The organism is Sphingomonas sp. RS6 (assembly GCF_054489705.1).
Map to the genome: position 1 here is coordinate 193,552 of NZ_JBTMWM010000001.1, position 23,904 is coordinate 217,455.

Consider the following 23,904-nt stretch of genomic DNA (forward strand, 5'->3'; position numbering starts at 1 on the left):
CCGCGCCGCGCCGCGTCAGCCCCAGAGCCGTTCGCGATACGCCTCGAAACAGCGCGCGCCGCAGCGCAACCGGATCAGCGCGCCTTCCGCCATCGCCGTCGCGCGCGCCGGGTCTTCCTCGACGGCCGGGCGGATCGCCTCGCGGTTCCAGTCCTCGCTGTGCTTGATGTCGAGCACCGCGTGCAGCGTGAAATAACGGGCTTCCTTCGGGCTCAGCCCCACCCGCTTCAGCCCTTCGGCCACCATCGCCGACCGCCCCGGCGCGGTTAGTTCGATCACGCCCAGCGCGCCAACCGAATGCCAGGCATAGCGGCGGTTGGCAGCCATCGCCGTCATCGCATTGGCAAGGCACAGGCTTTCCCAGCGGGTGTTCTCGATTACCGGCGTCACCGCCAGCGTCTCGACCAGCCCGTCGAGCATCGGGCCGTGCATGCCCTTTTCGGTGCCATGCCCCATCTCGTCCCAATAATTGCGGGCAAGCTCCAGCTTGGGGCGCACCGGCAGCTTCACCTGCGTCATCGCCACCAGATCGTCGAACCCGGCCTCGCCGGCGGCTTCCTGCTCGAAGAACCAGCGCAGCTGGTCGCGATCGGCGTCGGTCGCCAGCCACGGGAACAGCGGGTCGCCCTGCCCCGGCCCGGTTGCCTTCAAACCCTCGAACCAGTCGATGAAGCCATCGGCGTCGGTCGGCGCCGCGGCCGCCTCGTCCATCACCTCGGCGCGAAGCTCCTCGAGGAATGCGCCTTCCAGCCGCTGCATCCGCGCATCGCGGTCGAATGCACGCTGCCAGTCGTCGCTCGGAAAGCCGGGGGAAAGCCGCTCGCGATTCCAGTGCGCCAGCCCGCGCTGGAAGCTGTCGGTCAGGAATTGCGACGATCGAAGCGGCGCGAAATCAATCGGTTGAGTCGCCATGACGGTATGTCTCCTAATGCCGGCTCAACCGCCAAGCAGGTTCGCCGGTTCCGCTTGCCGCCTTTGTCTTCAATCGCTTGGCGTCCGCCCCCGGACTGTGTTAGCGCTAACGCCATCAGTGCGGAGTCCATCCGCCATCGGGGAGGAATGATGCGAACGATCGCCTATGCGCGCCTGCTCGGCGCCGCCTTGCTTGCCACCAGCGCGCTTGCCCAGCCGGCCACCGCCCAGCGCGGCCCGGCGCTGACGCTGAACGACAGCGGCTATTTCGAAGCGCCGGGCGTCAACGTCCTCGTCTTCTCCAACTGGTATGACGGGCTGTTCGCCGATTCGAAAATCAGCGGCGTCGAGATCATCCAGCAGGGCGAGCGGACCGCAACGAACGGCGATGTCCGCCTTTCGCCCACCCCCGGCCAATGGGATCCGATCGGCCGGATGGTGAAGCGCACCGTCGATCCCAAGACCGGCGCGATCGAGGCGCTGCTCGAATATCCCGATTATCAGTTCCAGTACCGCATCCGCGCCGAACGACAGGGCGACGGCGCCAGGATCACCGTGCTGCTCGATCGGCCGCTGCCCGCTGCGCTCGCCGGCAAGGCCGGGTTCAATCTCGAATTCCTGCCCGCCGCCTACTTCCACAAGGGGCTGATGGCCGATGGCAAGGCGCAGATCTTCCCGCTCTATCCCGCGAGCGACATGGTCGCGGGCGGCGAGCGCAATGCCGCCAGCGGGCGCGACATCGGCCCGGGCGCCGAGCCTTTGCCCTTCGCCACCGGCACCACGCTGGTGCTCGCCCCCGAAGACCCCGCCCGCCGCGTCACGATCCGCTCCGCCACCGGCCCGATCGGCCTCTATGACGGCCGCGATCAGGCGCAGAATGGCTGGTTCGTCGTCCGCGGCCAGCTGCCCGCCGGCAAGACCGGCGCGGTGCTCGAATGGACGCTCACCCCCAATGCCGTGGCCAGCTGGACGCGCCCGCCGGTGATCGGCCATTCGCAGGTCGGCTATGCGCCGGGCCAGGCCAAGGTCGCGGTGATCGAGCTCGATCCGGCGATGAAGGCGCCGCCGGCCGATGCCCGGCTGCTGCGCATCGGCGCCGATGGCAGCGCGACGCCGGTGCTCACCGCCCCCGCCAAGCCCTGGGGCAAGTATCTGCGCTACGCCTATCGCCAGTTCGACTTTTCGGCCGTGCGCGAACCCGGGCTCTACCAGATCGATTATGCCGGCGTCCGCACCGCCAGCTTCCGCATTGCGAACGACGTCTATGCCACCGCGTGGCAACCGACGCTCGACGTCTACATGCCCGTTGCGATGGATCACATGCTGGTCAACGAGGCGTATCGCGTCTGGCATGGCGACAGCCACCGCGACGATGCGCGCCAGGCGCCGCTCAACCATGAGCATATCGATCTCTATGCGCAGGGGCCGACCACCGACACGCGCTTCAAGCCCGGCGAGCACATCCCCGGCCTGAACGTCGGCGGCTGGCTCGACGCCGGCGATTTCGACATCCGCACCCAGACCCAATATGCGACGGTGCGCGACCTGGTCGATATATGGGAGCGCCACCGCGTCACCCGCGATCAGACGCTGGTCGATCACGATCTTCGCCGCGTCGAGATGCACGTGCCCGACGGCAAGCCCGATGTGTTGCAACAGATCGAACATGGCGTGCTCTATCTCGCCTCGATGTACGACGCGGTCGGCCATGCGGTGCACGGCGTGATGGAGCCCGATGTCGCGCAATATACCCATCTCGGCGATGCGGCGTCGAAGACCGACGGGCTGATCTATGATCCCTCGCTCAAGTTCGGCGAGCGCAAGGACGGGCGCAGCGGCACGCCCGACGATCGCTGGGTGTTCACCACCCGCGCCAGCGCGCTCGATTATGGCAGCGTCGCCGCACTCGCCGCCGCCAGCCGGGCGCTGCGCGGCCATAACGATACGCTCGCCGACAAGGCGCTTGGCATCGCGAAGAAGGTCTGGGCGGAGGAAGAGAGCCACCCGCCCTTCACTTATCAACACGGCAACACGACCGGCAACTGGCTGCCCGGCGAGCAATTCGACGCGGCGGTGGAATTGCTCGTCACCACGCGCAACACGCAATATGCCGCGAAGGTGCAGGCGCTATGGCCGCAGATCGCGCCGCGCTTCATGTTCTTCGCGCGCACCGCGCTCCAGGCGCTGCCCTATATGCCGGCCGACTATCGCGAAGCGGTCGCCGCCGCCGCGCGCAAGTGGAAGGCCGGCTTCAAGACCGACAATCCCTATGGCGTCCCGATCACCCGCGGCGGGTGGGCAGGCAATGGCGCGGTGATCGAAACCGGCCTCACCGATTATGCGATCCACAAGGCATTTCCGGAGATCAGTGACGGTGCGCTCGTCTTCCGCGCGCTCGATTATCTCTACGGCACGCATCCCGGATCGAACCTTTCGTTCGTCTCGGGCGTCGGCACCCGCTCGAAGGAAGTCGCCTATGGCAGCAACCGCGCCGATTTCAGCTTCATCGCCGGCGGCGTCGTGCCGGGCGCGCTGATCCTCAAGCCCGACTTCCCCGAAAACAGCGAGGACTGGCCGTTCTTCTGGGGCGAGAACGAATATGTCGTGAACATGGGGCCGCTCTATATCGCGCTCGTCCAGGCGGCGAACGATCTAGTCGGCGGGCGTGCGCTGGCTGCATCCGCCACGACCAAGTAGGTAATTGCAACAATTGCACGCGCCTCGATAGGGCTGCATCGCCGCCAGCGTCGCAGCCCTATAAGAGGTTTCATGTCCCGTATCGCGCACCCCGGTCTCGCCGCCAAGGTCACCACCGCCGAACATGCCGCTTCGTTCATCGCCGATGGCATGGCGGTGGGGATGAGCGGCTTCACCGGCTCCGGCTATCCCAAGGCGGTGCCGACCGCGCTCGCCGCGCAGATCGAAGCGGAGCACGCCGCCGGCAAGCCGATGCGGCTCAAGGTGTGGACCGGCGCCTCAACCGGGCCTGAACTCGACGGCGCGCTCGCCCGCGTCGACGGCATCTCGGCACGGCTGCCCTATAATTCCGATCCGATCGCGCGTGAGAAGATCAACGCCGGCGAGATCGACTATGTCGACCTGCACCTCAGCCAGGTTGCCCCCCTCGCCTGGGAAGGGTTTCTGGGGCCGCTCGACGTCGCGGTGATCGAAGTCGCCGGCATCCGCGAGGATGGCTCGCTGATCCCCTCCACCTCGGTCGGCAACAACAAGACCTGGCTCGATGTCGCCAAGCGCGTGATCCTCGAGGTCAACCACTGGCAGAACCCCGCGCTGGAGGGGATGCACGACATCTATTACGGCACCGCGCTGCCGCCCAACCGCGTGCCGATCCCGCTCACCGCGCCCGACCAGCGCATCGGCCAGCCGACGCTGCGCTGCGATCCGCACAAGGTGATCGCGGTCGTCGAAACCAACGCCCCCGATCGCAACCTGCCCTTCGCTGCGCCCGACGCCAGCGCGCTCGCGATCGCCCAGCACCTGATCGAATTCCTTCGCCACGAAGTCGGCAAGGGCCGGCTGCCGCCGTCGCTGCTGCCGCTGCAGTCGGGCGTGGGCAACATCGCCAATGCGGTGCTCGCCGGCCTGCTGACCGCGCCGTTCGAGAATCTGACGGCCTATACCGAGGTGCTTCAGGACGGGATGCTCGACCTGCTCGCGGCGGGCAAGCTGCGCATGGCGAGCTGCACCGCCTTTTCGCTGAGCCCCAGTGCCGCCGAGCGACTGAACAGCGACCTCGACCGGTTCCGCGACCGCATCCTGCTGCGCTCGCAGGAGATCAGCAACCATCCCGAAGTCGTGCGCCGTCTCGGCTGCCTCGCGATGAACGGCATGATCGAGGCGGACATCTACGGCAACGTCAACTCCACCCATATCATGGGCTCGCGCATCCAGAACGGCATCGGCGGATCGGGCGACTTTGCGCGCAACGCCTATATCTCGATCTTCATGTCGCCTTCGACGGCCAAGGGCGGGTCGATCTCGGCGATCGTGCCGCACGTCAGCCATGTCGATCATATCGCGCAGGACGTGCAGGTTGTGGTGACGGAGCAGGGGCTGGCCGATCTGCGCGGCCTCGCGCCCCGCCGCCGCGCCGAGCAGGTGATCGAACGCTGCGCCCATCCCGATTATCGCCCGATGCTCCGCGACTATTATGCGCGTGCGCTGGCCGGCGGCTATGGCCGGCAGACGCCGATGCTGTGCGGCGAGGCGTTCGCCTGGCACCAGCGCTTCATCGAAACGGGAACGATGCGCGGCTGACGATACGGGCCGTGCCGCCGGTCCCGAGGTTTCGGTTCTATAATGAGGGGGAAAGCGGCCGCGCCGGGCGGTCGCGTCACCCGGATGGACCCGCTTGACCCCGCCTCTTTCGACGGACGCGCTCGACCCGCTTGAACGCACGCTTCGCCACCGTATGGGCATTTCGGCGGCGGCGATCGGCGTGATGCTGCTGATGCATGCGATCGATCCGTTCGTTACCTATCGGGACGCGAAGGTCGCGTTCTTCCTGATCGAGATGGCCAGCGCCGTGCTGGCGCTGGTGCTGCTGCTGATCGGCGGCCCGCGCACGCTGCGGATCCTGCGCGAGCGGCGCGAGGAGGCCGACCGCGCGCATGCCGAGCGCAAACAGGTCAACCACCTGTTCCGCATGACCGAGATGCTGCAAAGCGCCGGCGGCTATCCCGATGCCAACGCCGTTCTGGGCGCGACGCTCGGTTCGCTGCTCGACGGCTTTGGCGGGGCGCTCTACGTGTTCAACAACTCGCGCGACCGGCTCGAACTGTCGGGCACCTGGCACTGGCCCGATGGCGAGACGCCCCGGCCGATGCTGACCCCGGGGCAGTGCTGGGCGCTCAAGCGCGGCAAATGGCATCTCAACGCCGACGGCCCGGGCGTGCTGCGCTGCGACCATCATCTCAGCGGCACCGCAGTGCTCGAACTGCCGATGACCGCGCATGGCGAAGTCCAGGGCCTGCTCCAGATCGCCACGGCCCGGCCCGATTCGATTACCGAGCTCAAGCGTATCGAGCCGCTTGCCACCGCCATCGCCGATGCGATGTCGCTCGCCGTTTCGAACATCGCGCTGCGCGAGAAACTGCGCACCCAGGCGCTGCGCGATCCGCTCACCGGGCTCTACAACCGCCGCTATATGGAGGATGCGCTCAGCCGCTATGCCAGCATGGCCGAACGCAGCGGCGCGAGCCTTTCCGCGATCATGATCGACCTCGATCACTTCAAGAAGCTCAACGACGAATTCGGCCACGCGATGGGCGACGCGGTGCTGCGCGAAACCGCCGCGACGATCATGGGCGTGCTGCGCCCCTCCGACGTCGCGTGCCGCTATGGCGGCGAGGAATTGCTGGTGATCCTGCCCGAATGCGCGCTCGCCGAGGCGATGGCCAGGGCAGAGGTCATGCGCGCGAGGATCGAGGCGCTGTCGGCAACGCACGACGCGCGGATCTCCGCCTCGTTCGGCGTCGCGTCGATGCCCGAATGCACCCGCTCGCATGGCGATCTGCTCGGCATCGCTGACGCCGCGCTCTATCAGGCGAAGGAAGGCGGGCGGAACCGCGTCGTCGCGGCGCCCGCCCGTGAATCGCCGCAGCTTTCGCTCGCGGCCGAATAGCTCAGCCGTCGCCGACGCGCTCGATATCGGCACCCACCGCCTGCAGCTTTTCCTCCAGCCGCTCATAGCCGCGATCGAGGTGATAGACGCGGTTGACCTGCGTCTCGCCCTCGGCGGCCAGCCCCGCCAGGATCAGGCTCATCGACGCGCGAAGATCGGTCGCCATCACCGGCGCGCCGGTCAGCCGCGGCACGCCGCGCACGATCGCGGTGCGGCCGCGCACTTCGATATCGGCGCCCATCCGCGCCAGTTCGGGCACGTGCATGTAGCGGTTTTCGAAGATCGTCTCGGTCAGCACGCTCGCGCCATCGGCCTTGCACAGCATCGCCATGAACTGCGCCTGCATGTCGGTGGCAAAGCCCGGGAACGGCGCGGTGTTGAGCGTCAGCGGCCGGATGCCGTTGTCGGCCGCGATCCGCACGCCGCTCGCCGTCTCCTCGACGGTGATCCCGGCATCGACCAGCGCGTCGAGCGTCGCGCGCATGTCATCGGCCGAAGCGCCGACCAGTTCGACATCGCCGCCGGTGATCGCGGCCGCGCAGGCATAGCTGCCCGCCTCGATCCGGTCGGGCATCACCGCATAGGTCGCGCCGTGCAGCCGCTCGCGCCCGTCGATCTCCAGCGTTTCGGTGCCGATGCCGCGGATCACCGCGCCCATTGCGACGAGCAGCTTGCACAGGTCGACGATCTCGGGCTCGCGCGCGGCATTTTCCAGCACGCTCGTGCCGCGCGCCGTCACCGCCGCCATCAGCGCATTCTCGGTCGCGCCGACCGAGACGACCGGGAAGCGGAATCGCCCGCCGGCGATCCGCCCGCCCGGCGCGCTCGCCTTCACATAGCCCGCGCTCACCTCGATTTCGGCGCCCAGCGCCTCCAGCGCCTTCAGGTGCAGGTCGATCGGCCGGTTGCCGATCGCGCAGCCGCCGGGCAGCGATACCGTCGCCTCGCCCGCCCGCGCCAGCAGCGGCCCCAGCACCAGGATCGACGCGCGCATCTTTCGCACGATGTCATAGGGCGCGACGGTCGAGGTCAGCCGCCCCGCCCGTGCCGTCATCACCCGGCCGAAATCATTGGGGCGCGTGCCCTCCACCGCGGTCGATGCGCCCAGCTCGTTCAGTAGATGTCCGAAGCTGTCGACGTCCGCGAGACGCGGCAGATTGCGCAGCGTCAGTGGTTCATCGGTGAGCAACGCACATGGCATCAATGTCAGCGCCGAATTCTTGGCGCCGGAAATGGCGATCTTGCCCGAAAGGCGCTTGCCGCCGCGAATGAGAATGCGATCCATGCCGGGCTTCTACCGGCTTCACAGGGAGGCGCAAGCGCAGCCCGCCGCAACCGCTTGATCGACTTTAATGCGCTCATTTCGTCGCGCTGCTTTTCAGGAGACATTCCGGGGGTGATGCCAAGCGTGCCAGGTAGTTGTTTTGCAGATGTTCTGAGTGAGCTCGTTACGCTCACGTCGATGGAGCGTGCCGCCCTCGATAATCTCGAGGTGCGGCAGCGCCATTTGCGTCGGGGCGCAATTCTTCAGCGGGAGAACGAACCCTGCGGCGAATTGTTCATTCTGCGCAAGGGCCTGATGATGAGCTATGTGCTGCTCGACGACGGCAGCCGCCAGATCCTGCGCTTCCTGTTCCCGGGCGACATGCTCGGCATTTCCTCGGCAATCTATCAGGAGGCGCCGGAAACGCTGTGCGCCCTCTCCGATTCGGTGGTCTGTCCGTTCGACCGCGCGGCGCTGGCCGACATCATGACCGCGCACCCGCGGCTGTCGGCGATGATCCTGGTCTATAGCCAGATCGAGCGGGTGGCGCTCACCGATCGGCTCGCCGCGCTGGGCCGCACCAGCGCCAAGGCGCGCGTGGCGGCGCTGCTGCTCGAACTTCGCAATCGCCTGCGCGCCACCGATCGCGACATCGGCAACGTCTTCCTGCTCGGCTTGACGCAGGAGGAGATCGGCGATGCCACGGGCCTCACCGCCGTCCATGTGAACCGAATGCTGCGCCAGCTCGAGGAGGACGGGATGATCGCCCGCGAGGGCAGCCGGGTCACGCTGGTCGATGAAGGCGCGCTCGCCGCGGCGGCGAACTATGTGAACCGCTATCGCGGGCTCGATCTGCGCTGGCTGCCGGCACCGCGCTAGCCGCGGCTCATCGGCGGCGGTTCAGGCCTTTTCCAGCGTGCATTGCAGCGGATGCTGGTTCTGCCGGGCGAAATCGATCACCTGCGACACCTTGGTCTCCGCGACCTCATAGCTGAACACGCCGCACACCCCCACGCCGCGCTGATGCACATGCAGCATCACCCGCGTCGCCTCCTCGATGTTCATGCGGAAGAAGCGCTGGAGGACGAGCACGACGAATTCCATCGGCGTGTAATCGTCGTTGAGCATCAACACGCGATAGGGCGTCGGCTTTTTCGTCCGCGTGCGCGTGCGCGTCGCGATGCCGACCGAGGGATCATTGCCCCGCTCGTCGTCGTCGCCGTCTTCGGCCATACGGATGTCAATCGCGGTCAGTTCGCTCATTGCTCTCAAAATATGCCGCTGGTCGGTTGAGGGCAAGGGATCGCGACGATTTCCTGCCCCAAAAGCCATTGCCGCTCCGATACGCAAAAGGGCGATCGCCACCGGCGACCGCCCCTTCGATCCGGCAAGGACAACCGCTCAGGCGGCGGTCTTCGCCTTTTCCATCGCCACCGCGAAGCGGTTCGACAGCGGCTGCGCGGCGTCGCCGGCGATCTTCATCATCGCTTCGGCGTGCTTCGACGTCTCGGCGACGTACGAATCGAACGCGCTGCGCATGTAATCGCTCTGCAGCTTGAAGAAATCGGTCGGCGACTTCACCGACGCCAGGCTCTTCATCGTCGCGGTCGCGGTCTCGAACGACTTGCGGCTGTATTCGGCCGCTTCCTGGCCGAGCGACTCGAAGCCCTTGGCAGCAATACGGCCCGATTCGACCATCGCTTCCAGGTTGCCCTTGGCAAACTCATTGGCCTCTTCGGCCATCTTGGTCGACTTTTCCATCATCGCCTTGGTGCGGTCGTTCAGGTCCGAAAAGAACGCCTGGGCCTTGGCGGTGCCGTTCTCGATGGTGGTTTCCATGGTAGCTTTTTCCTTCGCGATGCTGGTGGTGACCGCCGGCGCGACGGTCTCTGCTGTCTTCGTCATTTCCTCGGCGGCGGCTTTGGCCGGCTCTGCCGCGGCTTCGACGGTCTTCGGTACGGTAGCTTCTACTTCCTGCGACACAGCCGCCAGCGCCTCGGCAGGCGCCTTCACCGCCGGCGCCGCGACCGGTTCGGTCGCTTCGACAACGGGTGCGGGTGCCGCCTTCTCAGCCGGAACGTCGCTCTTTGGCGCGGCCGGCTTGGCGGCCCGGGCCATCGGCTTGGTTGCCGCGGGCTTGGCCGTGGTCTTCGGTCCTTTGCTGGCCATTTGACTCGGTTCCCTGACTATTGCTGCACCGCAGCATATAGCGCTGCGGCGATGACATTGCAAGGAACTATTGTGCAGTGCAGCATAAATTCCGAAGTGGAATTTTATGATTTTATATCAGCGAGTTCTGACGTACTCGCCCGGCGCATTGGCCAATGCAGGCAACGCACCCTCCCCGGGGATACGTGATCCGCTCGCCTCGACTTTGCCACCGCTTATCGCAGAAAGCCAAGTCAACCAGTCCGGCCACCAGCTTCCCGGCCGCTCGACCGCTTTTTCAACAAAGTCTTCAAGCGACTCGGTGGGTTTGTCATTGGTCCAGTATTGGTATTTCTTTGCAGCAGGCGGATTGACGACACCAGCGATATGACCCGATCCCGCTAGAACGAAGCGATGATCGCCGCGGAAATGCTTTGTCATCTTCCAGACACTTTTGGCGGGTGCGATGTGATCTTCGCGTCCAGCCTGGATATACACCGGTGTCTGCACCTTTGACAGGTCGATCGGCGTGCCGCCGATGCTGAGCGCACCAGGGGCGATCAGCTTGTTGTCGCGGTACAGGTCGGTCAGGTAGCTCAGGTGCCACGCCGCCGGCAGGTTGGTGACGTCCGAATTCCAGTGGAGCAGATCGAACGGGGCATAATCCTTGCCCATCAGATAGTTGTTGGTGACGTAATTCCAGATCAGGTCGCGCCCGCGCAGCAGGTTGAACGTCGCCGCCATGTAGCGCCCGTCGAGGAACCCGTCGGCGCTGAGGCTTCGGATCATCGCCAGCTGGTCGTCATCGACGAACACGCGCAGTTCGCCGGCATCGGCAAAGTCCACCTGCGCGGTGAAGAAGGTCGCGCTCTTCACCTTGTCCGCCTGTCCCCGCGCTGCGAGCACCGCCAGCGTCGCGGCCAGCGTCGTCCCCGCCACGCAATAGCCGATCGTGTGGACACTCTCGACGTCGAGCAGGTCGCGCACCGTGTCGATCGCGTCGATCTGGCCGCGCTCGACATAATCGTCCCACACCACGTCCTTCATGCTCGCATCGGCCGAACGCCACGAGACGACGAACACGGTGATCCCCTGGTCCACCGCCCAGCGGATGAAGCTCTTCTCCGGCGTCAGGTCGAGGATGTAGAAACGGTTGATCCAGGGCGGGAAGATCACCAGCGGCGTTTCCAGCACCGTATCCGTCGTCGGCGAATATTGGATCAGTTCGTAGAGCGGTGTGCGCTTCACCACCTTGCCCGGCGTCATCGCCAGGTTGCGGCCCAGCTCGAACGCGCCCTCCGCCGTCTGCGTCATCTGGCCCTTGGCCATGTCGGCCAGCATGTTCTGCAGGCCCTTGAGCAGGCTCTCGCCCTTCGTCTCGACGATCTTCTCGATCACCTGCGGGTTGGTTGCGGGGAAATTGGTCGGGCTGATCGCGTCGATAAAGCCCTTGGTGGCAAAGCGGATCTGGTCCTTCTGTCGCTCGTCGACATGCTCCAGCGCCTCGACATTCTTGAGCAGATGGTCGGCGATGACGAAATAGCTCTGGCGCAGGAAATCGAACACCGGCTCCTCGCGCCATTGCGGCGCCTTGAAGCGCTTGTCGCGCGCCTGTTCGGGCGTCTCGACGAACGGCTCGGCATTGGCGGGGTCCAGAAAGCGCTGCCACAGCTGCATCGTATCCGCCCACAGGCCCGCGCTCGCGCGCATCGCGGCGGTCGGATCGATCATCGGCCCGAACGGCGGCGCCGCCGGCACATGCTCCATCAGGTCGAGCCCATGTTCCAGCATCATCTGCTGCGCGCGCCCCAGCACCCAGGTCCAGTGCTGCAGGTCTTCCAGGCTGGGCAGGGTCGGCGTGAGCGTATCGGCCATTTACGTCCTCTCCTTTGCCTCGCCTTAGCGCAGGCGAAGCAATGCGTCATTCCCGGCCGCGCGTTTATGGCGTAGAACGCGGCCACGACACAATTTTGTGTCGCCATTCACAACCCTTGAAAGTCGAGGAAATGTCCGAAGAATTCTACCGCATCAAGCGCTTGCCCCCTTATGTCATCGCCGAAGTGAACGCGATGCGGGCAGCGGCGCGCGCGGGCGGAGAGGACATTATCGATCTCGGCATGGGCAATCCCGATCTGCCGCCGCCCGATCACGTGATCGAAAAGCTGTGCGAAGTGGCGCGCAAGCCCGATGCACATGGCTATTCGCAGTCCAAGGGCATTCCGGGCCTCCGCCGCGCCCAGGCGAACTATTATGGCCGCCGCTTCGGCGTCGATCTCGATCCCGAAACCGAAGTCGTGGTGACGATGGGCTCGAAGGAGGGCCTCGCCAGCCTCGCCACCGCGATCACCGCGCCCGGGGACGTGATCCTCGCGCCCAATCCGAGCTATCCGATCCACACGTTCGGCTTCATCATTGCCGGCGCCACGATCCGCGCGGTGCCGACCACGCCCGACGACGCCTATTTCGAAAGCCTCGAGCGCGCGATGAACTTCACCGTGCCGCGCCCCTCGATCCTCGTCGTCAACTATCCGTCAAATCCGACGGCGGAGACGGTGGACCTCGCCTTTTACGAGCGGCTGGTCGCATGGGCGCGCGAGAACAAGGTGTGGATCCTCTCCGACCTTGCCTATTCGGAGCTGTATTTCGACGGCAAGCCGACGCCGTCGATCCTCCAGGTCAAGGGCGCCAAGGACGTCGCGGTCGAGTTCACCTCGCTCAGCAAGACCTATTCGATGGCGGGCTGGCGCATCGGCTTCGCAGTGGGCAACAAGCAGCTCATCGCGGCGATGACGCGCGTGAAGTCGTACCTCGATTACGGCGCGTTCACCCCGGTCCAGGCCGCCGCCTGCGCCGCGCTCAACGGCCCGCAGGACATCGTCGAGAAGAACCGCCTGCTCTATCACAAGCGCCGCGACGTGATGGTGGAGAGCTTCGCCCGCGCCGGCTGGGAAATCCCCTCCCCGCGCGCTTCGATGTTCGCGTGGGCGCCGCTGCCGCCGGCGCTGGCGCATCTCGGCAGCCTCGAATTTTCCAAGCAGCTGCTCACCCATGCCAAGGTCGCGGTGGCACCCGGCGTCGGGTACGGCGAAAATGGCGAGGGCTTCGTCCGCATCGCGATGGTCGAGAACGAACAGCGCCTCCGCCAGGCCGCGCGCAACGTGAAGAAGTATCTCCAGTCGATGGGAGTCAACACGCCGGCGGCGAACGCGGGGTAAACGGTCAGGAAAAGGCCACCCTCACCCTTTCGGCGCTTTGCGCCTCCCTCCCTCTCTCGTCGGGAGAGGGAAGGGGCCCGCCGCCGCAGGCGGTGGGAAGGGTGAGGGTGGGTCGACAAGCGGCTTGCGAACCGCCCCCCATCCGGGGCAAAGGCGCCGCCCATGTCCCGTCCCGGCTTCGCCTTCTCCACCCGCTTCCGCGTCCGCTATTCCGAAATCGACGGGCAGAAGATCGTCTTCAATTCGCGCTATCTCGAATATGCCGATGTCGGCCTCACCGAATTCTGGCGCTGGGCCGATCTCGCCGCGCTAGGGCCGGAATGGACCGACGCCGAATTCAACGTCGTCAATGCCCAGATCGACTATAAGGCGCCGTTCCGCTTCGACGATCTGGTCGAGGTGTTCGTCCGCGTCGAGCGCGTCGGCAATTCCAGCATGACGATGCGCGCCGATCTCTGCCACGCCGAAACCGGCGCGCTCCATGCGGAGGTCGCGATCACCAGCGTCCATCTCGATCTCGACACGCGCCGCCCCCAGCCGATCCCGCCCCGCGTGCGCGAGGCGCTGCTGGCGCTCGGCGGCTAGGCGTTCAGGCGATCACATCGGCAAAGGCGCCGCCCTGCGCGCGGCCCAGCTTGCGCGTCATCTCTTCCTCGATCTCGCGCCGGATCGCCGCCTGGCGTTCGGGCGGCAGCGCGTCCAACTGCGCCTCGCTCAGGCTGTGGCGCTTGAGTACGGCTTCCTTGGTCCGCTCGGCCGGGCTCTTCTTCGCCTCGCGCAGGAACGCCTCGCGGCTATCGTCGGCGGCGCTCCGCACCGGGGCGGGCGACGTACCGCCCGCAAGCGCCCCGGAAACAACGCTGCCGAAAGCCGAAACACCGAACGTCATGCGCAAAGTCCCCTGGTGCACAGGGGCATTATAGAGGCGACGGGGTCGCCGGCGGCTCCTCGACATCTTCGGGCAGCGCCCAGAGCAGGTCGCCCTTGCCCAGCACCCGCCCGTCCTGCGCCTGCACCGTCACCGGCGCGATCGGCTTGCGGTCGCGCGCATCGACCAGGATCGGCGAGGCGCGCACCCCCGTCTCCCACCGCTCGCCCCACTGGCGCAGCGCCACCATCGTCGGCAGCAGCGCATGCCCCTTGTCGGTCAGGCGATACTCGACCTTGCGGCGATCCTCGGCGCAGGGCCGGCGTTCCAGGATCTCGTGATCGACCAGCCGGGCCAGCCGGTTGGCCAGGATGTTGCGCGCAATCCCCAGCTCGGACTGGAACTCTTCGAAATGGCGCAGCCCGTTGAACGCGCCGCGCAGGATCAGGAACGACCACCGCTCGCCCATCGCCTCGAGCGCCGCCGGCAAACTGCACTCGCGCGCCACTTCGCGCAGCTTCGCTCGGATCGCATCGTTCATCCACCAGACCCTATCGCAAAAGCGCCGCCCACGAAACCTCGCCCATATTGCATTGCCGCATAGGTATTCTATTGCAACTTATACGAGTGTCAATTAAGGCCGGGCGAAAGAGCGATCGACGATGATCCGCCGTGTCGAGGAGGAACGAAGATGAACCGGTTTGCCGCTTTTCCGATCATGATCGCCGCTGCGCTGGCGCCGATGCAGGGCCAGGCGCGGCCGAGCGACGGCTATTATGTCGCCGTCCCCGCCACCCCCGCCGAAAAGGCCAAGCTCGTCACGCGCTCGACGATCTGGAAGTGCGACGCGAGCGGCTGCACCGCCGCCCGGTCGACCAGCCGCGACACGATCATGTGCGAGTTGCTGGTGCGCGAAGTCGGCCCGCTTTCTGCCTTCCGTGCCGGCGAAACGACGTTCGATGCCGACGCGCTGGCGCGCTGCAACGGCAAGGCGCGCTGATAACACGGGCCGCCGCGCGCAATTTGGTTGCAAAGCGGCGGCGGTCCGCCCCATCTACACGCTGTGCTGCGTCAGTATGAACTTGTAGATCGGGTCCTTTCCTACGACCCCCAGGCCGATGAGGCGTTGCTCAACCGCGCCTATGTCTTCTCGGTGAACGCCCATGGCACCCAGAAACGGGCCTCGGGCGATCCCTATTTCAGCCACCCGATCGAGGTGGCGGGCATCCTCACCGATCTGCATCTCGATGCCGAGACGATCGCCACCGCGATCCTGCACGACACGATCGAGGACACCGTCGCCACGCCGGAGGAAATCCTCCGCCTGTTCGGCCCCAATGTCGCGCGCATGGTGGACGGTGTCACCAAGCTGTCGAAGATCGAGGCGCAGACCGAAAGCGAGCGGGCGGCCGAGAATCTGCGCAAGTTCCTGCTCGCCATGTCCGACGACATTCGCGTACTGCTGGTCAAGCTCGCCGATCGCCTCCACAACATGCGCACGCTCCACTTCATCAAGAAGGAGGAGAAGCGCCGCCGCATCGCCCGCGAGACGATGGAAATCTATGCCCCGCTCGCGGAGCGGATCGGCATGTACGAGATCATGAAGGAGATGCAGACGCTCGCCTTCCGCGAACTCGAACCCGAAGCCTATGAATCGATCACCCGCCGGCTCGAATCCTTCCGCGTCGAGGGGGAGGATCGCGTCGCCAAGATCGCCTCGGGACTCAAGCTGCTGCTCGGCCGCGGCGGGATCGAGGCGGAGGTCAGCGGGCGCGAGAAGCACCCCTATTCGATCTGGAAGAAGATGGCCGAGCGCCATGTCAGTCTCGAACAGCTTTCGGACATCATGGCGTTCCGCGCGATCGTCGAGACCGAGGAGGAATGCTATCGCGCGCTCGGCGTGATCCACCGCCGCTGGCCGATGGTGCCCGGCCGGTTCAAGGATTACATCTCGACGCCGAAGCGCAACGGCTATCGCTCGCTCCACACCACGATCATCCACGCCGCCGATACGCGCGTCGAAATCCAGATCCGCACGCGCGACATGCACGCCCAGGCCGAATTCGGCCTCGCCGCGCACTGGGCCTACAAGCAGAGCGCGGTCCGGCCGGACACGCAGGTCAGCTGGATTCGCGACCTGATCGAAATCCTCGAACATGCCGAGAGCCCCGAGGAGCTGCTCGAACACACCCGCATGGCGATGTATCAGGATCGCATCTTCGCCTTCACTCCCAAGGGCGAGCTGATCCAGCTGCCCAAGGGCGCGACGCCGATCGACTTCGCCTATGCCGTCCACACGGATCTCGGCGACCAGGCGGTCGGCGCAAAGATCAACGGCAAGGTGGTGCCGCTGCGCACCGAGATCGAACAGGGCGATCAGGTCCAGATCCTCCGCTCCAAGGCGCAGGAGCCGCAGCCCAACTGGCTCAATTTCGCGATCACCGGCAAGGCGCGCGCTTCGATCCGCCGCCATATCCGCCACAAGGAGCGCGACGAGACGATCCGGCTCGGCACCAAGCTCTATGACGAAATCGTCACCCGGCTGCCGGTCCAGCCTGGCGAAGGCGCGCTCGCCGATGCGCTCAAGCGGCTGATGCTGCCCGACGAGGAGACGCTGATGGAGGCGATCGCCCATCGCAAGCTCACCGATCGGCAGGTGATGGAGGCGCTGATGCCGGGATCGGCGACCGGCGACGATCACGACATGCCATCGCAAAGCCATGCGATCGAACTCAAGGGGCTCACCCCCGGCATGGCCTTCCGCTTTTCGGAGGATTGCCGCCCGGTCCCCGGCGACCGGATCGTCGGCGTGCGCCGGCCGGGCGAACCGATCGAGGTCCACCGCATCGATTGCCCCAGCCTCGCCGATACCGAGGATCAGGACTGGGTCGATCTCACCTGGGGCGATCGTGCCGAAGGCGGCACCGCCGAAATCAACGTCACGCTCAAGAACGAACCAGGCGCGCTCGGCATCGTGGCGACGCTGATCGGCCAGTACAAGGCGAACATCCTCGGCCTGCGGCTCGACAATCGCGACACCACCTTCCACACCAACACGATCGTGCTGGAGGTCCGCAACGCCGCGCATCTGATGAAGCTGCTCGCCGGGTTGCGCGCCGCCGATGCGGTCAGTTCGGCGGAGCGCGTCTGAGGCAACCTCACCAGCGCGCCTGTCGCGCTGCGGCACGCGGCCGTTGCAACCTTCCTCGTGACGGCGCCCCGGCGCCTCGCTACAGAGCCCGCCCATGAATCGCCCGCAACTCTCGATCGTCGTCCCCTGCTATAACGAGGAAGCGTGTCTGGACGCGCTCCACGCCCGCGTCAGCGCCGCCGCGCAGGCGGCGGTCGGGCAGGATTACGAGATCGTGTTCATCAACGATGGCTCGCGCGACCGCAGCTGGGAAGTGATGCAGCGGCTTTCGGCCGCCGACCCGCATCTTGTCGCGATCAATCTCTCGCGCAACCACGGCCATCAGCTGGCGCTCACCGCCGGGCTCGATCTGTGTGCGGGCGAACAAATCCTCATTATCGATGCCGATCTTCAGGATCCCCCCGAGCTGCTGAGCGAGATGCGCGCGACGATGGCGGCACAGGAGGCGGACGTCGTCTATGCCGTGCGTCGCAAGCGCGAGGGCGAAAGCCTGTTCAAAAAGGCGACGGCGGCGATCTTCTATCGCATGCTCGATCGCATCACCGATACGCCGATCCCGCTCGATACCGGCGATTTCCGCCTGATGAGCCGGCGCGCGCTCGATGCGCTGCTGTCGCTGCCCGAACAGGCGCGCTTCATCCGCGGCATGGTCGCCTGGATCGGCTTCCGTCAGGTGCCGTTCGTCTATGATCGCCACGAACGCCATGCCGGCGAAACCAAATATCCGCTCGGCAAGATGATCCGCTTCGCGCTCGATGCGATCACCGGCTTCTCCACCGCGCCGCTGCGCTTCGCCAGCCATGTCGGCCTGCTGCTCACCGCCGCGTCGCTGCTGCTGATCGTCTATATCCTCGTCGCCTGGCTGCTCGGCAGCGCGATTCAGGGCTGGACCTCGACGATGCTCGTCGTGGTGGTGATCGGCGCGGTGCAGATGTTCGTGCTCGGCATGATCGGCGAATATCTCGGCCGGCTCTATGTCGAATCGAAGCGCCGCCCGCTCTATCTGATCGCCGATGTCGCCGGCCCGGTGCAGGGCCATGCCGCGCTCGGCTATCGCTTCGAGGATGCCCGCCCGGTCGGCGTCTCGCCCCAGGCCCCCGTCGTCGACGAAGGCTGATTGCGGCGCGCCCACCGCGCCGTGTGGCGATCGCCCTGCCCCCCGTCGGGCCGCAGGGCGATCGCATATGAAGACGATGGTCTGCGGCTTCAAACATCCATCGTCATTCCCGCGAAGGCGGGAATCCATTGCCCTGAGCGCTGGGGGAAAGAGCCTCGGCATCCACGCCGATGAATCCCCGCCTTCGCGGGGATGACGACGTATTGTGAGGATAAGCGATTGCCCGGCGTCCGGCCGATCCTTGCAAAGTAGGATAATCGATCGTCTCGTCCGCTCGTGACGATCAGCGGCACCCGGTCGCTGAAACCGCACGACGGAGGGCGTTCGCTTCATGCGCGTAGAGTGTGAACTTTGGCAACTTTGGCGACGTTGCGAAACCGGCGCGCCCGCTCGCTGCTGGTCAGCCCTGCGGTTCGGCCAGCACGATGATCGAAAGGCCCGGCGGCATCGGCACCCGCCCCAGCAAATGCCGCTCCAGCCCGAAGATCGCCTCGAACGCGCGGTTGAGCAGCTTCGGCGGCGGCGAATCGTCGCTGTCGTCCTTGCCAGTCAGCTTGCCGGCGATCCGCGCCGCGACGGCCGCCGGGAACAGCAGCGAATTGAACCAGCGCAGCCGCGACCAGCGCAGCCCCGCGCGCTCCAGCGCCGAAACCAGCGTGCCCTTGGAATAGCGCCGTTTGTGGTGGTTCACCACGTCGTGCGCGCTCCACATCCATTGATGCGCGGGCACGGTGATCAGGATCTTGCCGCCCGGCTTCAGCGCCCGCGCCATCGCCTTCAGCGCGGCGACGTCGTCGTCGATATGCTCGACCACGTCGAGCACCGCGATCAGGTCGTAACTGCCGGGCTCGACGCCGGTCAGTTCGGGCAGCGGCGATGCGCCGACCGGCTTGCCCAGCCGTTCGCTGGCGATGGCGGCGGCGGCGGGATCGATCTCGATCGCATCGACGTCGCCGAACTGCGCCAGCATCGGCAGATTATGGCCGGTGCCGCAACCGATCTCGAGGATGCAGGCGCCCGCGGGGACCTTGCCATAGCGCGCCAGATAGTCGGACAGGATCTCGCGGCGTGCGCGGTACCACCAGTGCGTGGAATCATGCGCCGCCATCCGGTCGTAGACGATGCGGTCCATCAGGCGAACACCAGCAGGCGGTTGAGCGCGAAGGTGACGAGCGGCGTCACCAGCACGACGGGAACGAGCGGCCACCAGGTCTCGCCCTGCACCAGCCCGCCGGTGAGCGCCCAGGTGAAGGCGGCGTTCATCAGCATGCCGGTCGATTGTACCGCGAAGAATTTTGCCTGGGTGCCGGGGCCCTGCTCGGCCGAATGGCCCTTGAAGCTCCACCGGCTGTGAAACACGTAACCGAACACCACCGCGACGAGGAAACCCGCAACCGATGCCAGCACCGGATGGATCGCATAGGTGGCGAGCGGCCAATAGACCGCGGCATAGACGACCGTCGAAAGCCCGCCGACGATCACGAATCGTATCAGCTGGCCCAGCACGCCGCTGGCCCGCAATGCTTCAACTCTCTGGATTACCGCCGTCACTGTCGCTTGCCCTTGCACCATCGCTCGCCCTAATGCGCGCCAGCATCCGAGGAAAGCGATTTTGACGCGAAAGATTCTGGTCAGCCGGCAGCTGCACGACGAACTCGACCGCAACTGGCTCGGCTGGACGCTGGTCGTCTGGCTATGCGTGACGATCTGGTTCCTCGTCCAGCGCCAGGGCAATATCTACTGGCTGTCGCTTGGTGACACCGACGATAACATGCGGCTGATGCAGGTGCGTGCCCTGCTCGCCGGCCAGGGCTGGTACGATCTGCGCCAGTATCGGATGGATCCGGCGCTGGGCGGATTCGACATTCACTGGTCGCGGATCGTCGATCTGCCGATCGCCGGGCTGATCCTGTTGCTCAAGCCGTTCGTCGGCATGGCGACGGCGGAGAAATGGGCATGCGGTCTCGCGCCGCTGCTGCCGCTGTCGATCACGATGGTCGCATTGTCGCTGGCCGTCCGTCGGCTGGTGGCGCCGCTCGCCTGGCCGATCGCCCTGGCGCTGCTCGTGTTCACCTGCTCGTCGACGCTGCCGATGTTCGCGCCGATGCGGATCGATCATCATGGTTGGCAGCTCGCGGCGCTGGCGGTGACGGTGGCGGGTCTTGCCGATCGTCGCGGCGTGCGCGGCGGCGCGGTGGTGGGGCTGGCGAGCGCCTTCTCGCTCAACATCGGCCTCGAAATGCTGCCCTTCTGCGCGATGGCGGGGGCGATCATCGCGCTACGCTGGGTGTGGGATGCCGCCGATGCCCGGCGACTGCTGGTGTACGGCGCGACGCTCGGCGGCGGGTCGGCGGTCGGCTTCGCGGCCTTTGCGTCGTACGCCAATCAGGCGATGCGCTGCGATGCGCTGACGCCGGTGTGGCTCAGCGTGATGGTGGCGGCGGGCGCGCTGCTGGTGGCGCTTGCGCTCGTCAGCCCGGCGCGGCGCTGGGTACGGCTGGCGCTCGCGGCGCTGGCCGGCGCGGCGATCGTCGCCGGCTTCGTCCATTTCTTCCCGCAATGCCTCGGCCGGCCCGAACAGGTGTCGGACGAACTCTACACCACCTGGCTGGCCAATGTCCGCGAGGCGCGGCCGATCTATCGCCACCCGCTCGACACCGCCCTGCCGATCGCGATCGTCTCGGTACTCGGGGTGATCGGCGCCGCCATCGCCGCCTGGCGGGCGCGGCGCAGCGACCGGGCGGTGGGCTGGGCGGCGGTGACGCTGTTCACGCTCTTCGCCGCGCTGATGCTGCTCTGGCAACTGCGCGCCGGGCCGGGTGCGCAGCTGCTCGCGGTGCCGGGGATCACCGCGCTGATCTGGCTGCTGGTGCCGCTGCTCCTGCTGCGCGGGCCGCTCTGGCTGCGGATCGGCGTGGCGCTGCTCGCAGCGGCGGTGGTCGCGGTGATCGCCAGCGGCGTGCCGATGCCGTGGAGCAACAAGAGCAAGGGCAAGGCTGCGGTCAATATCGTCCGTCAGGCGAATCTGGCGTGCAACCGCACCTCGCAGCTGCGCACGCTCAACGTCATCCCGCCGGCGACGCTGTTCAGCCATGTCGATCTGGGGCCGCGGCTGATCGTCGTCACCCACCACAATGCCGTGGCCGGGCCCTATCATCGCAACGGCCAGGCGATCCTCGACGTCCACCATGCCTTTACGGGCCCGGCGAGCGCGTTTCGGGCCATCGCCGCGCGGCACAAGGCGGGCTATCTGCTGATCTGCCCGAACATGTCGGAGACGACGGTGTACCGGGCGCGCAATCCGGTCGGCTTTTATGCGCAGCTTGCCAAGGGCAAGGTGCCCGACTGGCTGGAGCCGGTCACGCTGCCGGCCAATTCGCCCTATCGCCTGTGGAAGATCCGTTACGCCGATCCGGTCAGGCCGCGCCCAAAGCGGCCCTGATTCCGTCGATCACGAACTGCACCGCCAACGCGCCGAGGAGAACGCCCAGCAACCGAGAGACCACCGCCTCGATCTTGGCACCAACGATCCGCATGATCGGCCCGGCGGCGAGCAGCGCCACCAGCGACAGCAGCAGGATGGCCAGCATCGCCGCCAGGATCGTCGCCTTCGCTTCGATCCCGTCGGTCTGCGACATCAGCAGCATGATCGACGCGATCGAGCCGGGGCCGGCGAGCATCGGCATCGCCATCGGAAAGATCGAGATGTCGGCCGCGTCCTCGGCCTTCACCTTCTCCGCCCGGTCCTCGCGCCGCTCGGTCCGCTTTTCGAACACCATCTCCAGCGCGATCAGGAACAGCATGATGCCCCCGGCGATCCGAAACGCATTGAGGCTGATGCCCAGCGCATGGAGCAGCGCCTCGCCGAACAGCGCGAAGCCCAGCAGGATGATCGCCGCGACGAACACGGCGCGCGTCGCCATCACCCGCCTGTGCGCCGCGCTGGTGCCCGATGTGAGCCCGGCGAAGATCGGCGCACAGCCCGGCGGGTCGATCACCACGAAGAAGGTGATGAACGACGAGACGAACAGCTCGATCAAATCGCGTCCGCCTCGATCGGCACGCCGGCATTGCGGTGCGCGGCGACCAGGGTGTTGCGCAGCAGGCAAGCGATGGTCATCGGCCCGACGCCACCGGGTACAGGTGTGATCGCCCCCGCCACGCTCGCCGCGCCTTCGAAATCGACGTCGCCGACCAGCCCGTCCTCGGTGCGGTTGATGCCGACGTCGATCACCGTCGCCCCCGGCTTCAGCCATTCGCCCTTGACGAAGTGCGGGATGCCCACCGCCGCGACGACGATATCGGCATGCTTCAGGTGATGCGGCAGGTTGCGGGTACGCGAATGCGCCACCGTCACCGTCGCGCTCGCCTTGGTCAGCAGCGCCGCCATCGGCTTGCCGACGATGTTGGAACGGCCGATCACCACCGCATTCAGGCCGGAAAGATCGCCGAGCTGGTCCTTTAGCAGCATCAGGCAGCCGAGCGGCGTGCAGGGCACGAAGCCGTCGAGCCCGGTGGCGAGCCGCCCGGCATTGACCGGGTGGAATCCGTCGACATCCTTGTCCGGGCTGATCCGCAGCAGCACGGCGAGTTCGTCGATATGCCTGGGCAGCGGCAGCTGGACCAGGATGCCGTCCACCGACGCATCCGCATTCAGCTGTTCCACCAGGGCGAGCAGGTCGTCCTGCGTCGTATCGGCGGGCAGGCGATGCTCAAAGCTCGCCATCCCCGCCTCGCGGGTCTGCTTGCCCTTCGATCGCACATAGACCGCCGATGCCGGATCCTCGCCCACCAGCACCACGGCCAGGCCGGGCACGCGCCCCGCCGCCGCTTCAAATGCAGGAACCATGTCCGCGATGCGGGCGCGCAGGCCCGCGGCGAACGCCTTGCCGTCGATGATTTCAGCCGTCATGCCGCTCGCCATAGAGGCTGCGGGCGATCTGTTCCAGCGCCGTAGCGTTTCCGTTGAGCGAAAGCCGTTTCAGCCGCGCCGTTTCACCGGCAATCAGCGTCACGTCGCGCTTGGGCACGCCGAATACCTTGGCAACCAGCGGCACCAGCGCGGCGTTGGCGGCGCCTTCGACCGGCGGCGCGGTAAGGCGGGCGAGGAAATGGTCGTCGGTGCCCGCCGCGAGCATTTCCCTCGACGACCGCGGCGTCACCCGCACCGCGATGTCGATCCCGCGATCGGTTCGCCGCCACGCCGGCATTGGCGCCTCAGTAGCCGGCGCTCGCCACCTGCATCGCGATGTTCGGCACCACGATCGTCTGGAGGATGTAGAGGATCAGCAGCACGACCAGCGGCGAAATGTCGAGCGCACCGAAATCGGGAAGGATGCGCCGGATTGGGCGATACAGCGGCTCGGTGATCCGCTGGAGCGCATACCATACCGAACGGACGAGATCATTGTGCGTGTTGATGACGTTGAACGCGATCAGCCACGACAGGATCGCCTGGATCACGATGATCCACCAGACGATGGTGAGGAGCACCTGCACGATCTGCAGCAGCATCAGGATGGACTGGGTCAAACTTCTCTCCGCGACACGATATCGTCAGGATTACAGCAAAGGGCGGCTGCCGA

23 protein-coding genes are annotated in these 23,904 nt (G+C 66.3%); 10 read left to right on the forward strand and 13 right to left on the reverse strand.

Annotated elements, in window-relative coordinates; translation table 11 throughout:
* Positions 1-15: 15 nt before the first annotated feature.
* Entirely contained in the window at positions 16-912 is an 897-nt protein-coding gene (locus tag ACX40Y_RS00945) for an iron-containing redox enzyme family protein (RefSeq protein ID WP_459117655.1), read from the reverse strand.
* A gap of 150 nt (positions 913-1,062) precedes the next feature.
* Here ACX40Y_RS00945 and ACX40Y_RS00950 point away from each other — a divergent pair, with 150 nt between their 5' ends.
* The 3 genes from ACX40Y_RS00950 (at position 1,063) to ACX40Y_RS00960 (ending at position 6,556) form a co-directional block, all read left to right on the forward strand.
* Complete coding sequence (locus ACX40Y_RS00950; RefSeq protein ID WP_459117656.1) at positions 1,063-3,609, forward strand: glycoside hydrolase family 9 protein; 2,547 nt, start codon at positions 1,063-1,065, stop codon at positions 3,607-3,609.
* Between the two features lie 72 nt (positions 3,610-3,681).
* Entirely contained in the window at positions 3,682-5,190 is a 1,509-nt protein-coding gene (locus ACX40Y_RS00955) for an acetyl-CoA hydrolase/transferase family protein (protein WP_459117657.1), read from the forward strand.
* Between the two features lie 94 nt (positions 5,191-5,284).
* On the forward strand, positions 5,285-6,556 hold the full coding sequence (locus ACX40Y_RS00960; RefSeq protein WP_459117658.1) for a GGDEF domain-containing protein: 1,272 nt from the start codon (positions 5,285-5,287) through the stop codon (positions 6,554-6,556).
* Between the two features lies 1 nt (position 6,557).
* Here ACX40Y_RS00960 and murA read toward each other — a convergent pair whose 3' ends face one another.
* A complete protein-coding gene (murA, locus tag ACX40Y_RS00965; protein WP_459117659.1) occupies positions 6,558-7,841 on the reverse strand; it encodes a UDP-N-acetylglucosamine 1-carboxyvinyltransferase in 1,284 nt (427 codons plus the stop codon).
* Between the two features lie 177 nt (positions 7,842-8,018).
* Between murA and ACX40Y_RS00970 the strand changes: the two genes are divergently transcribed.
* Positions 8,019-8,699, forward strand: a complete 681-nt coding sequence (locus ACX40Y_RS00970; protein ID WP_459117660.1) for a Crp/Fnr family transcriptional regulator — start codon at positions 8,019-8,021, stop codon at positions 8,697-8,699.
* Positions 8,700-8,720: 21 nt separating this feature from the next.
* Here ACX40Y_RS00970 and clpS read toward each other — a convergent pair whose 3' ends face one another.
* From clpS to ACX40Y_RS00985, 3 genes are all read right to left on the reverse strand, one after another.
* Positions 8,721-9,053, reverse strand: a complete 333-nt coding sequence (gene clpS / locus ACX40Y_RS00975) for an ATP-dependent Clp protease adapter ClpS (RefSeq protein WP_459118374.1) — start codon at positions 9,051-9,053, stop codon at positions 8,721-8,723.
* Between the two features lie 168 nt (positions 9,054-9,221).
* On the reverse strand, positions 9,222-9,989 hold the full coding sequence (locus ACX40Y_RS00980) for a phasin family protein (protein ID WP_459117661.1): 768 nt from the start codon (positions 9,987-9,989) through the stop codon (positions 9,222-9,224).
* Between the two features lie 117 nt (positions 9,990-10,106).
* Entirely contained in the window at positions 10,107-11,843 is a 1,737-nt protein-coding gene (locus ACX40Y_RS00985) for a PHA/PHB synthase family protein (protein ID WP_459117662.1), read from the reverse strand.
* A 131-nt stretch (positions 11,844-11,974) separates the two neighbouring features.
* Between ACX40Y_RS00985 and ACX40Y_RS00990 the strand changes: the two genes are divergently transcribed.
* Both ACX40Y_RS00990 and ACX40Y_RS00995 read left to right on the forward strand, forming a co-directional pair.
* On the forward strand, positions 11,975-13,183 hold the full coding sequence (locus tag ACX40Y_RS00990) for an LL-diaminopimelate aminotransferase (protein WP_459117663.1): 1,209 nt from the start codon (positions 11,975-11,977) through the stop codon (positions 13,181-13,183).
* Between the two features lie 162 nt (positions 13,184-13,345).
* Entirely contained in the window at positions 13,346-13,768 is a 423-nt protein-coding gene (locus ACX40Y_RS00995) for an acyl-CoA thioesterase (RefSeq protein ID WP_459117664.1), read from the forward strand.
* A 4-nt stretch (positions 13,769-13,772) separates the two neighbouring features.
* Here ACX40Y_RS00995 and ACX40Y_RS01000 read toward each other — a convergent pair whose 3' ends face one another.
* A complete protein-coding gene (locus tag ACX40Y_RS01000; RefSeq protein ID WP_459117665.1) occupies positions 13,773-14,072 on the reverse strand; it encodes a hypothetical protein in 300 nt (99 codons plus the stop codon).
* A gap of 28 nt (positions 14,073-14,100) precedes the next feature.
* On the reverse strand, positions 14,101-14,592 hold the full coding sequence (locus ACX40Y_RS01005; protein ID WP_459117666.1) for a winged helix-turn-helix transcriptional regulator: 492 nt from the start codon (positions 14,590-14,592) through the stop codon (positions 14,101-14,103).
* Positions 14,593-14,742: 150 nt separating this feature from the next.
* Between ACX40Y_RS01005 and ACX40Y_RS01010 the strand changes: the two genes are divergently transcribed.
* From ACX40Y_RS01010 to ACX40Y_RS01020, 3 genes are all read left to right on the forward strand, one after another.
* Positions 14,743-15,051 carry a CC_3452 family protein gene (locus tag ACX40Y_RS01010; protein ID WP_459117667.1) on the forward strand — a complete coding sequence of 103 codons (309 nt, stop codon included), beginning with the start codon at positions 14,743-14,745 and terminating at the stop codon, positions 15,049-15,051.
* A gap of 63 nt (positions 15,052-15,114) precedes the next feature.
* Positions 15,115-17,202 (forward strand): RelA/SpoT family protein, encoded by a 2,088-nt coding sequence (locus ACX40Y_RS01015; RefSeq protein WP_459117668.1) that lies wholly within the window; start codon positions 15,115-15,117, stop codon positions 17,200-17,202.
* Positions 17,203-17,296: 94 nt separating this feature from the next.
* Complete coding sequence (locus ACX40Y_RS01020) at positions 17,297-18,319, forward strand: glycosyltransferase family 2 protein (RefSeq protein WP_459117669.1); 1,023 nt, start codon at positions 17,297-17,299, stop codon at positions 18,317-18,319.
* Positions 18,320-18,719: 400 nt separating this feature from the next.
* Here ACX40Y_RS01020 and ACX40Y_RS01025 read toward each other — a convergent pair whose 3' ends face one another.
* Positions 18,720-19,451 carry a class I SAM-dependent methyltransferase gene (locus ACX40Y_RS01025; protein WP_459117670.1) on the reverse strand — a complete coding sequence of 244 codons (732 nt, stop codon included), beginning with the start codon at positions 19,449-19,451 and terminating at the stop codon, positions 18,720-18,722.
* The gene (locus tag ACX40Y_RS01030) at positions 19,451-19,870 is read right to left on the reverse strand and encodes a GtrA family protein (protein ID WP_459117671.1); all 420 of its coding nucleotides are present in this window, start codon (positions 19,868-19,870) and stop codon (positions 19,451-19,453) included. Before ACX40Y_RS01030 ends, ACX40Y_RS01025 begins: the two co-directional genes overlap by 1 nt.
* A 61-nt stretch (positions 19,871-19,931) precedes the next feature.
* Between ACX40Y_RS01030 and ACX40Y_RS01035 the strand changes: the two genes are divergently transcribed.
* On the forward strand, positions 19,932-21,761 hold the full coding sequence (locus ACX40Y_RS01035) for an AcrB/AcrD/AcrF family protein (RefSeq protein ID WP_459117672.1): 1,830 nt from the start codon (positions 19,932-19,934) through the stop codon (positions 21,759-21,761).
* Here the strand turns inward: ACX40Y_RS01035 and ACX40Y_RS01040 are convergent.
* The 4 genes from ACX40Y_RS01040 to ACX40Y_RS01055 are packed head-to-tail and all read right to left on the reverse strand — an operon-like array spanning position 21,736 to position 23,833.
* On the reverse strand, positions 21,736-22,359 hold the full coding sequence (locus ACX40Y_RS01040) for a MarC family protein (RefSeq protein WP_459117673.1): 624 nt from the start codon (positions 22,357-22,359) through the stop codon (positions 21,736-21,738). The two genes, ACX40Y_RS01035 and ACX40Y_RS01040, sit on opposite strands and share 26 nt — an antisense overlap.
* Positions 22,356-23,231: a bifunctional methylenetetrahydrofolate dehydrogenase/methenyltetrahydrofolate cyclohydrolase FolD gene (gene folD, locus ACX40Y_RS01045; protein ID WP_459117674.1), complete on the reverse strand. Its 876-nt coding sequence runs from the start codon at positions 23,229-23,231 to the stop codon at positions 22,356-22,358. The genes ACX40Y_RS01040 and folD overlap by 4 nt, the downstream gene beginning before the upstream one ends.
* Complete coding sequence (locus ACX40Y_RS01050; protein WP_459117675.1) at positions 23,221-23,529, reverse strand: DUF167 domain-containing protein; 309 nt, start codon at positions 23,527-23,529, stop codon at positions 23,221-23,223. The genes folD and ACX40Y_RS01050 overlap by 11 nt, the downstream gene beginning before the upstream one ends.
* 7 nt (positions 23,530-23,536) lie before the next feature.
* Positions 23,537-23,833 carry a YggT family protein gene (locus ACX40Y_RS01055; RefSeq protein WP_459118375.1) on the reverse strand — a complete coding sequence of 99 codons (297 nt, stop codon included), beginning with the start codon at positions 23,831-23,833 and terminating at the stop codon, positions 23,537-23,539.
* Between the last annotated feature and the right edge of the window lie 71 nt (positions 23,834-23,904).

Coding starts and splice junctions, on each gene's coding strand:
- ACX40Y_RS00945 (WP_459117655.1), bottom strand. CDS start 912: ATGGCGACTCAACCGATTGATTTCGCGCCGCTTCGATCGTCGCAATTC.
- ACX40Y_RS00950 (WP_459117656.1), top strand. CDS start 1,063: ATGCGAACGATCGCCTATGCGCGCCTGCTCGGCGCCGCCTTGCTTGCC.
- ACX40Y_RS00955 (WP_459117657.1), top strand. CDS start 3,682: ATGTCCCGTATCGCGCACCCCGGTCTCGCCGCCAAGGTCACCACCGCC.
- murA (WP_459117659.1), bottom strand. CDS start 7,841: ATGGATCGCATTCTCATTCGCGGCGGCAAGCGCCTTTCGGGCAAGATC.
- ACX40Y_RS00970 (WP_459117660.1), top strand. CDS start 8,019: ATGGAGCGTGCCGCCCTCGATAATCTCGAGGTGCGGCAGCGCCATTTG.
- clpS (WP_459118374.1), bottom strand. CDS start 9,053: ATGGCCGAAGACGGCGACGACGACGAGCGGGGCAATGATCCCTCGGTC.
- ACX40Y_RS00980 (WP_459117661.1), bottom strand. CDS start 9,989: ATGGCCAGCAAAGGACCGAAGACCACGGCCAAGCCCGCGGCAACCAAG.
- ACX40Y_RS00985 (WP_459117662.1), bottom strand. CDS start 11,843: ATGGCCGATACGCTCACGCCGACCCTGCCCAGCCTGGAAGACCTGCAG.
- ACX40Y_RS00990 (WP_459117663.1), top strand. CDS start 11,975: ATGTCCGAAGAATTCTACCGCATCAAGCGCTTGCCCCCTTATGTCATC.
- ACX40Y_RS00995 (WP_459117664.1), top strand. CDS start 13,346: ATGTCCCGTCCCGGCTTCGCCTTCTCCACCCGCTTCCGCGTCCGCTAT.
- ACX40Y_RS01000 (WP_459117665.1), bottom strand. CDS start 14,072: ATGACGTTCGGTGTTTCGGCTTTCGGCAGCGTTGTTTCCGGGGCGCTT.
- ACX40Y_RS01005 (WP_459117666.1), bottom strand. CDS start 14,592: ATGAACGATGCGATCCGAGCGAAGCTGCGCGAAGTGGCGCGCGAGTGC.
- ACX40Y_RS01010 (WP_459117667.1), top strand. CDS start 14,743: ATGAACCGGTTTGCCGCTTTTCCGATCATGATCGCCGCTGCGCTGGCG.
- ACX40Y_RS01020 (WP_459117669.1), top strand. CDS start 17,297: ATGAATCGCCCGCAACTCTCGATCGTCGTCCCCTGCTATAACGAGGAA.
- ACX40Y_RS01025 (WP_459117670.1), bottom strand. CDS start 19,451: ATGGACCGCATCGTCTACGACCGGATGGCGGCGCATGATTCCACGCAC.
- folD (WP_459117674.1), bottom strand. CDS start 23,231: ATGACGGCTGAAATCATCGACGGCAAGGCGTTCGCCGCGGGCCTGCGC.
- ACX40Y_RS01050 (WP_459117675.1), bottom strand. CDS start 23,529: ATGCCGGCGTGGCGGCGAACCGATCGCGGGATCGACATCGCGGTGCGG.
- ACX40Y_RS01055 (WP_459118375.1), bottom strand. CDS start 23,833: ATGCTGCTGCAGATCGTGCAGGTGCTCCTCACCATCGTCTGGTGGATC.